Annotated in this window: 13 protein-coding genes; 6 read left to right on the top strand and 7 right to left on the bottom strand. The window is 41.1% G+C overall.

Annotated elements, in window-relative coordinates; all coding sequences use genetic code 11:
- The first annotated feature begins 5 nt into the window (after window positions 1–5).
- Genes ACEQZT_RS02915 through ACEQZT_RS02905 form a run of 3 tightly spaced genes read left to right on the top strand, consistent with a single transcriptional unit; the run spans window position 6 to window position 2,929 of the window.
- Complete coding sequence (locus ACEQZT_RS02915) at window positions 6–563, top strand: RNA polymerase sigma-70 factor (RefSeq protein ID WP_370087057.1); 558 nt, start codon at window positions 6–8, stop codon at window positions 561–563.
- On the top strand, window positions 553–1,959 hold the full coding sequence (locus ACEQZT_RS02910) for a carboxypeptidase-like regulatory domain-containing protein (protein ID WP_370087055.1): 1,407 nt from the start codon (window positions 553–555) through the stop codon (window positions 1,957–1,959). Before ACEQZT_RS02915 ends, ACEQZT_RS02910 begins: the two co-directional genes overlap by 11 nt.
- Before the next feature lie 58 nt (window positions 1,960–2,017).
- Entirely contained in the window at window positions 2,018–2,929 is a 912-nt protein-coding gene (locus ACEQZT_RS02905) for a FecR family protein (protein WP_370087053.1), read from the top strand.
- A 23-nt stretch (window positions 2,930–2,952) separates the two neighbouring features.
- Here ACEQZT_RS02905 and ACEQZT_RS02900 read toward each other — a convergent pair whose 3' ends face one another.
- Together ACEQZT_RS02900 and menD are read right to left on the bottom strand one after the other, a co-directional pair.
- The gene (locus tag ACEQZT_RS02900) at window positions 2,953–3,801 is read right to left on the bottom strand and encodes a 1,4-dihydroxy-2-naphthoyl-CoA synthase (protein ID WP_370087051.1); all 849 of its coding nucleotides are present in this window, start codon (window positions 3,799–3,801) and stop codon (window positions 2,953–2,955) included.
- Window positions 3,782–5,422: a 2-succinyl-5-enolpyruvyl-6-hydroxy-3-cyclohexene-1-carboxylic-acid synthase gene (gene menD / locus ACEQZT_RS02895; RefSeq protein ID WP_370087049.1), complete on the bottom strand. Its 1,641-nt coding sequence runs from the start codon at window positions 5,420–5,422 to the stop codon at window positions 3,782–3,784. The genes ACEQZT_RS02900 and menD overlap by 20 nt, the downstream gene beginning before the upstream one ends.
- A 62-nt stretch (window positions 5,423–5,484) precedes the next feature.
- On the opposite strand from menD, the gene ACEQZT_RS02890 reads away from it, so the two are divergent.
- A complete protein-coding gene (locus ACEQZT_RS02890; protein WP_370087047.1) occupies window positions 5,485–5,994 on the top strand; it encodes a hypothetical protein in 510 nt (169 codons plus the stop codon).
- A 26-nt stretch (window positions 5,995–6,020) separates the two neighbouring features.
- Here ACEQZT_RS02890 and ACEQZT_RS02885 read toward each other — a convergent pair whose 3' ends face one another.
- Window positions 6,021–7,193 (bottom strand): isochorismate synthase, encoded by a 1,173-nt coding sequence (locus ACEQZT_RS02885; protein WP_370087045.1) that lies wholly within the window; start codon window positions 7,191–7,193, stop codon window positions 6,021–6,023.
- The gene (locus tag ACEQZT_RS02880; RefSeq protein ID WP_370087043.1) at window positions 7,190–7,627 is read right to left on the bottom strand and encodes a hotdog fold thioesterase; all 438 of its coding nucleotides are present in this window, start codon (window positions 7,625–7,627) and stop codon (window positions 7,190–7,192) included. The genes ACEQZT_RS02885 and ACEQZT_RS02880 overlap by 4 nt, the downstream gene beginning before the upstream one ends.
- A 28-nt stretch (window positions 7,628–7,655) precedes the next feature.
- Here ACEQZT_RS02880 and ACEQZT_RS02875 point away from each other — a divergent pair, with 28 nt between their 5' ends.
- Window positions 7,656–8,264 carry a histidine phosphatase family protein gene (locus ACEQZT_RS02875; RefSeq protein WP_370087041.1) on the top strand — a complete coding sequence of 203 codons (609 nt, stop codon included), beginning with the start codon at window positions 7,656–7,658 and terminating at the stop codon, window positions 8,262–8,264.
- A 107-nt stretch (window positions 8,265–8,371) separates the two neighbouring features.
- Here the strand turns inward: ACEQZT_RS02875 and ACEQZT_RS02870 are convergent, their stop codons facing one another.
- The 3 genes from ACEQZT_RS02870 to ACEQZT_RS02860 form a co-directional block, all read right to left on the bottom strand.
- On the bottom strand, window positions 8,372–8,851 hold the full coding sequence (locus tag ACEQZT_RS02870) for a hypothetical protein (RefSeq protein ID WP_370087039.1): 480 nt from the start codon (window positions 8,849–8,851) through the stop codon (window positions 8,372–8,374).
- Window positions 8,852–8,959: 108 nt separating this feature from the next.
- Window positions 8,960–9,322 (bottom strand): hypothetical protein, encoded by a 363-nt coding sequence (locus ACEQZT_RS02865; RefSeq protein WP_370087037.1) that lies wholly within the window; start codon window positions 9,320–9,322, stop codon window positions 8,960–8,962.
- A gap of 90 nt (window positions 9,323–9,412) precedes the next feature.
- Window positions 9,413–11,581 (bottom strand): helix-turn-helix domain-containing protein, encoded by a 2,169-nt coding sequence (locus ACEQZT_RS02860; RefSeq protein ID WP_370087036.1) that lies wholly within the window; start codon window positions 11,579–11,581, stop codon window positions 9,413–9,415.
- Between the two features lie 391 nt (window positions 11,582–11,972).
- Here ACEQZT_RS02860 and ligD point away from each other — a divergent pair, with 391 nt between their 5' ends.
- On the top strand, window positions 11,973–14,279 hold the full coding sequence (gene ligD, locus ACEQZT_RS02855; protein WP_370087034.1) for a non-homologous end-joining DNA ligase: 2,307 nt from the start codon (window positions 11,973–11,975) through the stop codon (window positions 14,277–14,279).
- The last annotated feature ends 56 nt before the right edge of the window (window positions 14,280–14,335 follow it).

Here is a 14,335-nt window from a genome sequence, read left to right as displayed (position 1 = left end):
TGCGCTTGGAAAACGAAGAGGTAATTGTAGGTAGACTGATAAACAAAGATAAGCGGGCTTTCGAACTCGTCTTCAATCAATATTATAATATCATGGTTTTGTATGCCTCCCGCTTCATGGATACCAGGGAGGAAGCAGAGGAAATTGCGCAGGATGTATTCGTAAAGTTTTGGGAAAAGTGTGAGTCGCTATCGGCAGATTCTTCCATTAAAAGCTATTTGTATCGGTCTGTTCACAATTCATGCCTGAATACCATTAAGCATGAAAAGGTTAAGGACGGCTATCGCCAGCATGTCATTCATGTAATGGAATCTTCATACCAAAATGAATTTGAGGAAGATGATCCGGATGCTTTAAGAAAAAAGATTCACGCAGAGATCGATAAGCTTCCACCCAGGTGCTCTGAAATATTTAAGCTAAGCAGATTCGAAGGACTTAAATACCAGGAAATAGCAGATCATCTTGGTATTTCCGTAAAGACAGTAGAGGTGCAGATGGGAAAAGCGCTGAAGGTTCTTCGTGAGAGCCTGCATGACTTAAAAAACCTCAGGGATGCGAGCTAGGCTTGTTATTATTTTCTGCCTACTCGTTTCGGGAGTCTTACATGGTCAATCTCGAAAAAACGATCGAATTAACGGATCTTTTACTGACGCAACCCTGGAGACCATTTTAGATAGTCTCACCGCACAAACAGATTACTTTTTCAGCTACAATTCAGAGCTGCTTCCAAAAGGAAGCTTGTACACCATTTCCGGGGATAACCTACCTATAGATCAGTTTCTGTCAAAACTCTTGATTGGCACTGGGCTTAAGTACTCCTTCTTCAAGGATCAGATTATTCTCAATTACGAACCACCGCAACAGGTAATTAAGAAGAAGAATTTCTTTACAATTTCAGGAACTGTGTTCGATGAAAACAATCAGCCTCTCAGCAGTGCAAATATATTTTTGGACGGCACAACCATTGGGGTATCAAGTGACATAGACGGAAACTATAAATTGGAATCCATTCCACCTGGATACTATGATATTGTCTTTTCTCACGTGGGCTATGAAAATGCTGTTTATCAAGTTTCTGAAAACAATGGCGGTGCAAGAATTCAGAACCATCAAATGGAGCTGGATCTAGGGCAGCTTGAGGAGGTTGAGGTTATTTCCAACAGAATACGAAGGAATGAAAACAGCTGGCTGGCTCATTACACTACTTTCAAAAAAGAACTCCTTGGGCAATCAGAGAACGCTGAAAAGTGCGTTATAGAGAATCCGGAGGTTTTAAATTTTACCTACGATGAATCCAACGATATCCTAAGAGCTTTTACTCAACATCCATTACAAATCAGAAATGATGCATTGGGTTACAGAATCACATATTTCCTTGAGTCGTTCAAAAAGGAAAAAACTGACTTAAGATATCGCGGGAAAATCAGGTTTCGAAACTCTGAACCATTGAATGGTAATGAGCGAAGGGAGTGGCGAAAGAATAGGCGAGATAGTTTTTACGGGTCTTTTAACCACTTCAAGCAATCTCTACTCAATGGAGATCTCAAGAAAGAAGGGTTTAGAATTTATAGACTGAAAAGCATTGATAATTTTGAGATTTTGAAAGAAAATGAACTGGACGCGTCTGACATAATTGTCTTTAAGGGAGATCATTATGAGCTAGATTTCAAAAACCACTTGGTGGTTGAGTTTAGAAAAGAAAAAGAAAGCGAACTTTTTCTTAGAAAGAGTGGATTTGTGGATATACTCTATTCAAAATCAATATCTCCAGAAGGAATTTTGATTCGAGAACCAGGTCCTCAAATCTCTGTAATCAGATTGCTTCGTGGATCTGTTAGACTAGATTTGTCAGGTGAAATTATGGACCGGTTTGGGATGACAACCTATGGGTATTGGTCGTGGGAGAGAACATCGGATTTAGTACCAATAAATTATGATCCAAAATTCGATAATTTGTAAAAAAGACTTAGGGGTATAACGGCAGTTAAGTTGTTAATAACCAGACGATAAGAAGAAAATGGAAGAAGTACTAGCAAAATATTTTTCTGGCAATGCATCAAAGGACGAAATATCCTCAGTTGAAACATGGAGATCAGAATCAGATTCGAATGCAAAAGCATTTTTAGATGCTAAAATTGTATGGTTGGAATCCCTACCTTCAGAGGCTCCTCCAGCTCATGTTCTGAGTGAAATTTTAGGAGAGAAAGAAGGCAAACAAGTTCCTTTTATGTTGAGGAGTTGGATAAAGTATGCAAGTGCTGCTGTACTTGTATTAGCGCTTTCGCTTTTATTTATTCTCAACCAAAATTCAGAATCAAACTTTTCAAACGAGAAGTTGTCTGATGGAAGCCGAATCGCGCTTCATGGAAACTCTTCGATGGAAGTCCTTAATTTTAATGAAGCAGTAAGGGAGGTTAAGATTACCGGAAAAGCTTATTTTGATATTGAAAGGGATGAGTCCAGGCCTTTTATCATTCACACAGATAATGCCACCGTTGAAGTTTTGGGCACCTCGTTCGTCGTGGATACTTATGGTGGTAAAACGGAGGTTTCGGTAGAGTCCGGTTTGGTTAAGCTTGCAAAGGTTGATGATGATGTCAATGTCAAACTAGGTGAAGGAGAAGTTGGACTAGTTAGCAATAACAACAAGGGAATTATAAAGCGGAACATCAATGACCTTAACTACCTGTCATGGAAAACTAAGATCATCACATTCAATGGCTCTACAATGGCTGAGGTTGAAAGGGTGATTGAAGATGTTTATGGGATTGAAGTCTCGTTTGAAGATCCTACGTTCAAGAATTGTAAGCTCACCGCTAAATTCAATAAGAAGAAAGCCAAAGATGCTATTGAGATTATTGCTCGTACATTCAACGTAGAGTACAACTACTCAAATAACAAGGCAGTATTAAAAGGAAAGGGGTGCTAAACACCCCTTTTTTATTGTTCTTATCAAGGTATCCACTTAATATCATCAAAGTTAGGCTTGCGTTTCTCTAAGAAAGCGTTTCTGCCTTCTTTCGCCTCATCTGTCATGTAGGCTAGCCTTGTTGCCTCCCCGGCAAACACCTGCTGACCTACCATGCCATCATCGGTCAGGTTAAATGCAAACTTCAACATCTTTATTGAGGTAGGGGACTTAGCTAAGATTTCCTGAGCCCATTGATAGGCTTCATCTTCCAATTGATTGTGTGGAATTACCGCATTAACCATCCCCATTTCAAAAGCTTCCTGAGCTGAATAGTTTCGACCAAGAAAGAATATTTCTCTGGCTCGCTTCTGGCCAACCATTTTTGCTAAATAAGCAGAACCATAGCCACCATCAAATGAGGTAACATCAGCATCAGTCTGTTTGAAAATGGCGTGCTCCTTACTTGCAAGTGTTAAATCACATACCGTGTGTAAGCTGTGACCACCACCTACAGCCCAGCCCGGCACAACTGCAATCACCACCTTTGGCATGAATCGAATCAATCGCTGTACTTCAAGAATATTTAACCTAGGCATGCCGTCTTCATCGACATAACCTTGATGCCCTCGAGCATTTTGGTCACCGCCGCTGCAAAAAGCCCAGCCACCATCTTTAGGAGATGGTCCTTCACCACTTAAAAGAACCACTCCAATGTTTACGTCCTCTCTTGCATCAAGAAATGCCTTGTAGAGTTCCGCTACAGTTTTTGGACGAAAGGCGTTTCTTACTTCCGGCCTGTTAAAGGCGATTCGAGCCACCTTGCCACATTTCTTATAAGTGATATCTTCAAATCCCTCTGCGGTGACCCACTTAATTGTTGATTCGCTCATGTATGAATTGCTTTAGTTTTTTGTATTGTTCTTGATTGGTTTTCGGATCGGTAAATACCTCCAGCACCTTACCTTTTACACTTGGCTGATAAAATGATTGTAAGACAGAATCGAGTGATTGCTCATCTTTAATTGGCAGGTATTCCAAATCGTTCTCGGCGCAAATATATTCAGCTGTGCGGTTGTGTCGTGTCTCAAAATAATCTTCCAACTCAGGAAGTCTAACAGGACCTTCGATCAATCTAAAAATGCCACCACCCTGATTGTTTAGTACAATGATTCGAATATTGGCTGGTAGATGGTTGTGAAAGAACGCATTCCTGTCGTATAGAAAGGCCAGATCGCCGGTCAGCAATACGTGTAAATTGTCATTTACAAGCGCAGATCCAATCATGGTAGAGGTACATCCGTCAATGCCACTTGTTCCTCGATTTGAGTAAACTTCAATATTCTTTTTAACCCCAAACAAATCAGCATATCGAACTGGCATGGAGTTGCTTAAATGAAGAAATGATTGTTCAGGAATTGATGCTAAAATCGTATGAGCAACCTTGGTTTCACTATAAGAAGTTTGTGGAATAAAGTCCATGATGGCTGTCTTGGTTGTTTTCTCAAACTTTTGCCAATCCTTCAAATATTTTGTGTCAACTTCATTTGCTTTTAGCTGACTTAAAAAGTCACTCAAATCTCTTTTGATATACTGTGGGTTAGTACCATAAGTATCCACTTTTACCCCGCCAGGATCGAAATGGATGTGCCGACTAGGTTTATGCTGACGCAAGAATGTTTTGAGCTTTTTGGAAAGGACCGAAAGTCCCGACGTGATTAAAAGATCTGGTTTCAGCTCACTTTGTGCTTCAATGAAAGCATCTACATGATCCAACCCTACATTCAGATTATTGAGAGGTGATTTAATAATAGGAATCTTTTCTGAAACACCCTGAAGCTTTAAACTTAAATCGATATCTTTTGAATGCTGACCTACAAGTATGAGGATTTTCCTAAAGTCACTGATGTTAAGGTCGATTTCACTTTTTATTATTGAAACTTCTGATTCCGGGAGGGCTATATCCTCAAATTTTAAGTCCTGATCAGGAGTAGGATAGAATGGCTCCTTGAAAGGAATATTGATGTGAACTGGACCTTGTGGTAGATTTTGGCTTACCTGAATAGCATCTATTAGTTCCAGGGTATATTTTTCTTCATCAATATCGGACAGAATGGTAGGCAGTTTCCACGAACCCTTTACGTGATTTTTCAAAGCTTCATACTGGCGAATTGTTTGTCCATCACGTTGATCAATTAATTCTGGAGGTCTGTCTGCTGAAAGTACAATCAATGGGATTTCTCTGTAATATGCTTCGGCAATTGCTGGGGCATAGTTAAGTAGGGCTGAGCCACTTGTGCAGCACAAGACAACCGGCGTTTTTGTCTGCTGAGCAATACCTAGCGCGATAAAACCAGCAGAACGCTCATCCGGAATGATCCATTTCTTAATCTTCTCTTGTCGCGCAAAAGAGATGGTGAGCGGTGCATTTCTGGAACCTGGAGACATCACTGCATGCTTGACGCCAAGCTGAGCGCATACCTGAGATGAGTTGAAAACGGGGGGATGAAGCACAGTTAACTGTTGATTAAAATATAGCCCTATATTCGCACCAAATTTCACTTAAATATTAACCAATGAAAAAATTATTATTAGCTGTCTTTTCTCTCTTCATGTTTCTATCAACAACCTATTCCCAAAATAACTCAATTGGCATTGGCATGGGCTTAGAATATGGCGGTTTCGGCGTTAATGGTACTTTTATTTCAGAGAGTGGTTTTGGTGGATTTTTTGGTGCGGGCTATATTATTGCTGGCATTGGAATAAACGCTGGTATCCAATACTCATTCAATCCTGAAAATAAGACCCATCCCTTTTTAATGGCAATGTATGGGTATAATGCAGCCATTGTTGTTAAAAATGCATTCTCTAACAGTAATGAATTCAGCGAAATCTATTATGGTCCGTCTTTCGGTGGTGGTGTAAATATTAAGAATAGAAAAAATAACATTTGGAGAATATCCCTTTCTATTCCTGTGAGAAGCTCCGAGTTTCAGGACGATATGGATGATTTAAAAAATTCAGGTGTATCATTCAATGAGGCCCTACCCATTGCTATAGGAGTAGGCTACAACTTCACAATTTAATTTAATAATCTGATTCCCTTTATAAGCTAAAGGGAATCAGATTTGATAAGTATGGATTTCAAAACATCCATTTTCATCTCCGTCTCCTCAAATTCTTTCTGTGGATCAGAGTCTTCAGTCAGCCCGGCCCCTGCGTAAAACCGAATGGAACCATCAAATACCTTCATACATCTAAGATTCACAAAAAGCTGGGTTTTGGCTTCAAAATTGACAGGGCCCAAAAAGCCGGAGTAAAACTCCCTATCGTATTTTTCTGTGGCTGCAATCCAAGGCTTGGCAGTTTCTATGGGCATCCCACAGACCGCTGAAGTAGGATGTAGCAGTTCCAGCATTTGATCAGCCAAATTTTCAAACATGACCTCCGAATAATCAACAACAAATTCAGTTTTGAGATGTGCCAGGTTGCCTGCCTGAATGGTTTTAGGGCCGTGCTCATGAAACTCTCTTAACCGTATTTTCTTGAAACAATTGATGATATATCGACTAACAAGTGCCTGCTCCTCAATTTCCTTCTGTGTCCAGGCTATTTCACTAAGTTTCTGCCCACTTTCCAATCGCTTAGTCCCTGCCAGGGATACCGTTTTAAATGCATCTTTCGTATCTGAGAGGAGTAATTCAGGGCTTGCACCAATCCACATCCCTTTATCGGGAATAAAGCACAAGCTGCAAAAAGCATTGATGTAGGTCTTCGAAATGCTTTCAAAGAAAAGCCATGGGGAGAAATTTTCTGGTAAGGGCTCATCTCTGAATCTCGATAACACCACTTTCTCAAATGAGCCTTGTTTTATTTCTGAAATGGCATTTTGTACCATAGCTTCAAAATCATTGGTATCGGCTATCTCTGATTTTGGCAATGGCTTTGATTGTCCAGTCTTGCGAATTCCCTCCTTGAATGCGTCTATTTGCGAATCACTGATGTTTGGATTAATCGAAATTTCCTGATTCTTTATAACGATATCCGCCTCAATGAAATAAGGTGCAATAGGATGGTTAGCATCATAGGCATTGATTAAAAATCCGGTTTTAGAGTTAGCTAATTGAAGGTCCGTTTCCTGCCTGGTTTCTGAGAGAGATATTATGAAATGACTTTCAGTTTCATTCGGCATGCGCCACATTGCGAATGAATATCCGGATCCGGCGAGTTGTCTGATTAACTCCTCCGGCTGTTTTAAGCTTAAAATGGCGGTGAGTTCTTTCACTTTTTTCTGTCTAAGATAGCCATGGTAATCCGACTGATCGCCACAAGCTGATTGTTTTCATTATGAATTTCAATACTCCAAACATGCGTTCCTTTTCCAAGATGGATAGGCTTTGCAGTGCCGGTCACCACTCCACTGGTAGCTGATTTGATGTGGTTGGTATTGATTTCCAGTCCCACAGCATGTTGTTTGTTCAAATCGATGCATACGGTGGCACCCACACTTCCCATCGTTTCAGCAAGTGCTACGGAAGCGCCTCCATGCAACAATCCCATGGGCTGCTTGGTTCGGTGATCCACCGGCATGGTCGCTTTTAAATAGTCGGGACCGATTTCAGTGAAAACAATGCCGAGATGCGACACCATGCACCCTTCACCCATGCTATTGATTGCATCAAGTTCGAGGTAGTCGGGAAAAATTGGTTCTTTTGCCATTTGATCAGCAAACCAAGATAAAGACAGTTTGAAAAGCAAGACGATTTACATACTTCGGCACGGAGAAACAGATTTTAATAAAAAAGGAATGGTGCAGGGTAGAGGCGTCAATGCCTCAATCAATGAAGCTGGGAGAGAGCAGGCACGAAAAGCTGGCCTTTCCTTCAGAGACATCCATTTTGATCAGGTGTTTACTTCTGCTTTGATTCGAACCAAAGAAACCGTGGGACAGTTCGTCCAAAACGGAACACAAGTGACTGCTTTGGAAGGATTTGACGAGATCAGCTGGGGCAATCAGGAAGGTAAGGTGGCCTCATACGATGCGAAAAACCTGTATGCTGATACGGTGAATGGCTGGCGAAGAGGTGAGCTTCACCTCAATGTGGGCGGAGGTGAAAATCCTATTCAGGTGATGGAAAGGCAGAAAAAAGCTATGCAACTGGTTATGGAAGCCGATGGTGAGAATATTCTCATTTGTATGCATGGCAGAGCGATGCGGGTGTTACTCTGCTGGACGTTGAATTATCCACTAAATTTTATGGATGGCTTCCCACATGCGAATTGCTCTTATTATGTGTTAGGTTATCGAGGCAGTTCGTTTTACCTGAAGGATTTTAATCAGACCCGACACCTTTGAGGATAATCAGAGGGGTTAATTGAAGCTTTTTTAGATTAAAAAAAAGAGCTGATCTCAATTGCCTGAAATCAGCTCCAAATTATCATGTTAACAGTGAATTTTCTTCATCAATGACTAATGAATTTATTAGTAATTGCTTCCCATTTCCTAATGAGAGGTAGTTCTCCATTTAACTTAAAATGCTCATTAGAATCAAAGAACGCCAATCGAGAGGGAGCAACGTTTCCATCCTTTGGGATAAAAGTGAGCTCAAGCTTATCGATTATGGTTTCATTGCCACTTTTAGCGTTGACTGTTCGTTTGGCACTGTCCACCTGACATTTTCTAATAGCATTCAATGGAACACATTCTTCGGATATTGTCCCCTTTCTTTTCTTATAATAAAAGATGTAGTTATTTGCCGAAGATATCCCAATTGAGAATTCAATACCACAGTCATACGAAGAGATGTCACTGTTGTATGAATCTGCTATAGATCTCAGTCCATTGATCAGGTCTTGTTTGTTATTTTTTATACTGTTGTGCACCAGTACAAACGGAATGATGCACAGGGCTAGTGCAATTAGCCCAATTATGGTTATTCCCATGTTCTAATTTTTATAAATGATAGTATCCCAGCACGCCGCAAGACTGCTGAAAATTCAAGAGAAGGGTGTATATAAGGCTAACTGAGAGCCTTAGACTATCATTGGGAGTTACATGAAGAAGTGAAAGGAAAATAAGAGATTTACCTTTTTTTGCTCAATGAGAAGATCGAGCAAATCAGCAGAAAGTCTGCTGAATAGTCGATCAAAATAGATTGAATCCGTGCGCGGAAATGCCCATAGCTGAGCTTCATCTGAAGGGAATGGCTTTGGTGAGGGTTTTACCTGAACAGCGAGGTTGAACTTAACCGGTACGGTATGATTGAAATGATCCTTTAAATCATCAATTTGGTACCAGTCGTTTCCATGGTTTTTTTGAGGGCCAGATTGAAAGTGAGCAGAATAGCCCAGTCCAATAGTCATGAAATAAATGACAAGGGAAGAAACAGCAGCTATTTTCTTTAGATTACCCACTTTCTATAAAAGAATCAATTCACAAAATTACATTCAATAAACGATTTTTTGATATTAATGATACTGACTGTAGTCACAGAAATTCTTGAATTATGAGTTTCTTATAGCATGCGCAATCCCCATCTTAATCTCTCCCCAGGTATAGCTATCTGGTAAAGCGCCTTTTATTTCACCGGATCGTGTCAAGCCTTCATTATAGCATTTTAGAATGGCCTTGAGCTTGGTTGGTTTCACAAACTCCGATGCATCCAATTCACCTGACTCAACATATTTGGCCAGGTGAGATTCGATGGTGCCTTCCACCAGACCTCTTTCTTCTGCTATCACCTTAATGGATTTACCCTCTTTGTACATGTCATAAGTAATCTCGGCAGTAGGGGTTTTGTCTTTAGAAGCCACCTTGTTTACTTGCTGAGTTGAGTTGTGTTTATGCAGCGCCTCTTTTGTGAGAGGTTTCCCTTCATTGATATGCTGAATCAGGAGGTTAAGCTTGACAATTTGTCTCAGCTGATTGCTAAGTAAATCCTTAATCTCCACCAACTCAGCTCGATAGGTTTTTGCCTGCGTTTGGGTTTTGAGCATGCGATGCTGTGTGGTGACACGATCTATTTTATCCGTAAGTTGCTCTGTAAAATAATCAGACGCTTTGGTCATTCGCTCAGCTAGCTGATGCCATTCTCCTTTTGATAACAGTGAATTGACCTGTCGAATGAAGGTTTCTCCCACTTCTTTCAAGGGAAAAGTATCATTGATAAGCTCATCCGTCCAGGGTAGCTGCTTTTGCTTCAGTGATCGGTTTTCATCTTTATTGAACGTCTTTTTATGATTCACCAACTCCCTCAGTAATGGATCAAATAGAAAAGCACGTTCAGCAAACATTCGAATGAACCCGATGCGATCATTCTTAAATTGTTTCTCGAGCTTTTCCTGACCTTCAAAGTTCTCTATGAAGTATTGGAGTTGCTCATCGATGGAAGGAGAGCGTTTAGGAAGTGGACTCGAGAGAATCAATCCAGCCAAGGAAGTCAGCCTGGAAAGAGCAACGTATAGCTGTCCTGCAGCAAACGTATTTTCAAGATCAAGGATGGCTTTATCAAAGGTAAGCCCCTGACTTTTGTGAATAGTGACTGCCCATGCCAGTTTTAACGGATACTGCTTGAACGTTCCAATGACCTTTTGTTCCACCTCTTTGGTCTGCTTATCCAGAACATAGCGAACATTCTCCCATTCATACTGCTCTACTGAGACTTCCGTGCCGTCTTCAAACTTCACTTTAATGCCATCTTCGAAGCTTGAAACCCTTCCGATCTTTCCATTAAAAAACTGTCCTTTACCTGATGGATCATTTTTGATGAACATCACCTGTGCACCCTCCTTAAGTCTAAGGTTAACTTCATTTGGATACGCATTTTCAGGAAAGTCGCGATCAATATCAGCCGTGAATAGTTCATCCCTTCCATCCAGATCAGCAAGCCTTGAAGTATTGATTTTGTCTGCTTTTTGATTGTGTGTGGTGAGGTGGATGTATCCGTCCAGGTTCTTGTTGACTACTTCAGCATCATAGTGTTCGTTCAGTAGTTCTACATCATCTTCCAGCAGTTCATTATGCCTCAATCGATTGAGCAACTTTATAAAAGCCTCATCAGTTTGCCTATAGACCTTATTCAATTCAACGCGAATCGGAGGGTTGTCTTTAAGCACACGCGCATCGAAGAAATAAGGAGAAGCATAAAACTGCTGCAGCAACCCTTGTTCCTCTCTCTTAACAACAGGAGGTAACTGCATCAAATCACCGATGAAAAGAACCTGCAATCCACCAAAAGGATCAAACCTTCTCTTTCTTAAATGTCGAAGTGTAGCGTCAATACAATCCAAAAGATCAGCGCGAAGCATACTTACCTCATCGATGATTAGTAATTCCAGTTCATTGATCAGTTTACGTTTCTGAGCGCCAAACTTGGCCTCTCTGAATAGTGATGAAGGAGTGTTGACCAGTATATTCCGATCAGAATAGGGGATGTCTTCCGGAACAAATGCTCCGAATGGTAACTGTAGCAAAGAATGGAGTGTAACACCTTCCGCATTGATAGCAGCGATCCCTGTAGGCGCTGCTACTACTGCATTCTTGTATGTGTTTTTTACAATGTTTCTAAGAAAAGTCGTCTTTCCTGTTCCCGCTTTTCCTGTGAGGAAAATGTGACGATTGGTGCTGTTAACATAGTTGGCAGCTAGCTCTGCTGCGTCACTGAACTGGTTCATATGACGAAGATAAATGCAATTACATTATCTGTCGTATTTGACTCGCATAGATTCTGAAACAAGCTTGCCTTTGTCGGAAGACGGTTCAGAATGACCTTCGATTCAAAGAAATCTCATACGATAGTCACCCTGAATTTATTTCAGGGTCTAAATAAAGAATGATAACTTTCTACCCTGTCATGAGGGTGTCTCAAAAGGTCTGTCATCCTGAATTTATGAAGGATCTCTTTGTTAAGAATGCCAATAACCACATGTTGTAAGAGATTCTTCCTTCGTCAGAATGACAGCTAATATTAATAGACCTTTTGATACAACCTTTTCTTCCTTAAATAAGGCAGATTGTGGACCAAGTCCGCAATGACAAAATGAGAATAAGTACTAATATTACTCTATGGCCAAGCAAAAGATACATGCGGAGGTAGGAAAGCGGGTGATAGAGCTGTCCAATCTGGATAAAGTACTCTATCCGGAGGATGAGATTGTGAAAGCTGAGATCATTGAGTACTACCTAAAGCTTGCACCGACCATCCTGAATCACATTAGAGGCAGGGCACTGTCATTGGTGCGCTATCCTGATGGTATCTACGGGGAGCAGTTTTTTCAAAAGCACCGTCCTGACTGGACACCCGACTGGATTGATTATAAGAGGTTAGGCCAGGAGCGTAAGAAAGAATATGTGGTAGCAAAAGAAGAAGCCACACTTGTTTGGCTGGCAAACCTTGCTTGCTTGGAAATTCACCAGATCCATAGCTTTTCAGAGCACAGTGATAAACCGGATTATATCGTGTACGATTTGGATCCACCGGAGGATGGTTCATTTCCACTGGAAGATTTGAAACAAATTGCCTTTGCTTTAAAGGAACACCTGGAACGATACAACTACCACGTTTTTGTAAAAACAACAGGTGGAAAAGGGCTTCATCTTGTCACGCCGATAGAAGCAAAATACACTTTTGAAGAATGCTTTCAAGCTGCCAAAAAAGTCGCATCGGACTTCATTCAAAAACACGATCAAACCACCCTACACATCAAAAAGGAATCACGAAAAGGCCGGGTGTTGGTTGATATTTATCGTAACAGGCCATCTCAGACAATTGTCTGCCCGTATAGTTTGAGAGGGAAGGTTGGTGCTACAGCATCTACTCCACTTGAGTGGGAGGAGTTGGAACAGCTAAAGGATCTAAATCAGTGGAATATTAAGACCACACTAGAGCGAGTGATCAATAACGGAGATGCTTGGGAGCAGATCAGGGGTTGGGCTGTTCCACTTCATACGGATAAGCGTGCGGTGGTAGAAAAAGAGCTGCCACCAAATAAACGACACAAGACACCTGAACAACTTTCGGATTATGAAAGGAAACGGGATTTTAATAAAACTCCAGAACCTTTGCTTTCTGAAAATGAAGCACCGGGAAGTAGGTTCTGCATCCAGCGTCATCATGCGTCGCACCTACATTACGATTTGAGACTTGAACAAGATGGAGTATTAAAATCCTGGGCGATACCACGAGGCATGCCACCTGTGCCAGGTGTAAAACGGTTGGCTGTTCAAACGGAAGATCACCCACTAAAGTACCTCACATTTGAGGGTGAGATTCCGAAAGGAGAGTATGGTGGCGGGATGATGTGGGTATACGCGACCGGACGATATGAAATCACAAAAGAAAAGAAACAGGGATTTTATTTCAGGCTTTCGGGGAAACAATTGAGTGCTGAATACCGCATGCATTTGATGAAGGATAAAGAGTGGTTGCTAGAACGTGTTGATACTCCACAACAAAACTTGTTGGAGGTGGTGCTGAGTCCTATGCTGGCAGATGCATCCAAGCGTGTGCCCATCGGAGACTATTATTACGAAGTAAAGTGGGATGGAATAAGAGCGTTGATCTATTTGAACGAAGGTCAGCTTAAGATTTATAGTAGAAATGGTAATGACATCACCGAGCAGTTTCCCGAACTAAATGTTCCGGAACAAGCCTTCAGAATCAACAATGCCATCTTCGATAGTGAAATTGTATGTCTCGATCAGGAGGGAAAAGCCAATTTTAAAAAGGTGATCAAACGCTTAATGAGCAAGAAAAACTTTGACTATGAATCGAAACGTTCGCCAGCTTATTGCTATTTATTTGACTGCCTGTATTTGGATGGACGGTCGTTGATGAATGACCCTCAGGATCGTCGACGGTGGTGGATGATCGATTCAACTCGAGTAGGAGAGACCAACTACCGAATCAGCCAATCGGAAGAGGATGGTAGAGCACTATTTGCTGCGGCTAAAGCTCATGGTATTGAAGGCATAGTTGCCAAAAGAATTGATGCAAAGTATACCGTGGGAAAACGAAGTGATGCCTGGATCAAAGTGAAAGTGAAGGAAACCAAAGATTGTTTGATTATTGGTTTTACTCAGGGTGAAGGTGAGCGTGAAAGATCATTTGGATCGCTCCAACTAGCAGAACAAGATGGAGATGAGTTGATATATCGGGGGAGAGTAGGTACCGGTTTTGATGATGTGCTTCTAAAAAGTCTGGCTGCTCAATTTGTTGACATGATATCGCCGGATAAACCTGTGGATGCTGATGTGCATGAGGAGAAGAAGACGGTATGGCTAAAGCCTGAATTGGTGTGTGAAGTAGAGTATTCGATGATTACCGATAATGGGACTTTTAGAGATCCGGTTTTTAAGAAATTGGTGGATTAGAATTTAAAAAGCCATCTCGAAACTCGAAATGGCTTTTTTTCAAGTAAACTTATAAG

This window comes from Ekhidna sp., assembly GCF_964218185.1.
Taxonomy (GTDB): Bacteria; Bacteroidota; Bacteroidia; order Cytophagales; family Cyclobacteriaceae; genus Ekhidna.
Note: the sequence above shows the minus strand (reverse complement) of the source record. Positions and strands in the feature narration are given on the sequence as shown.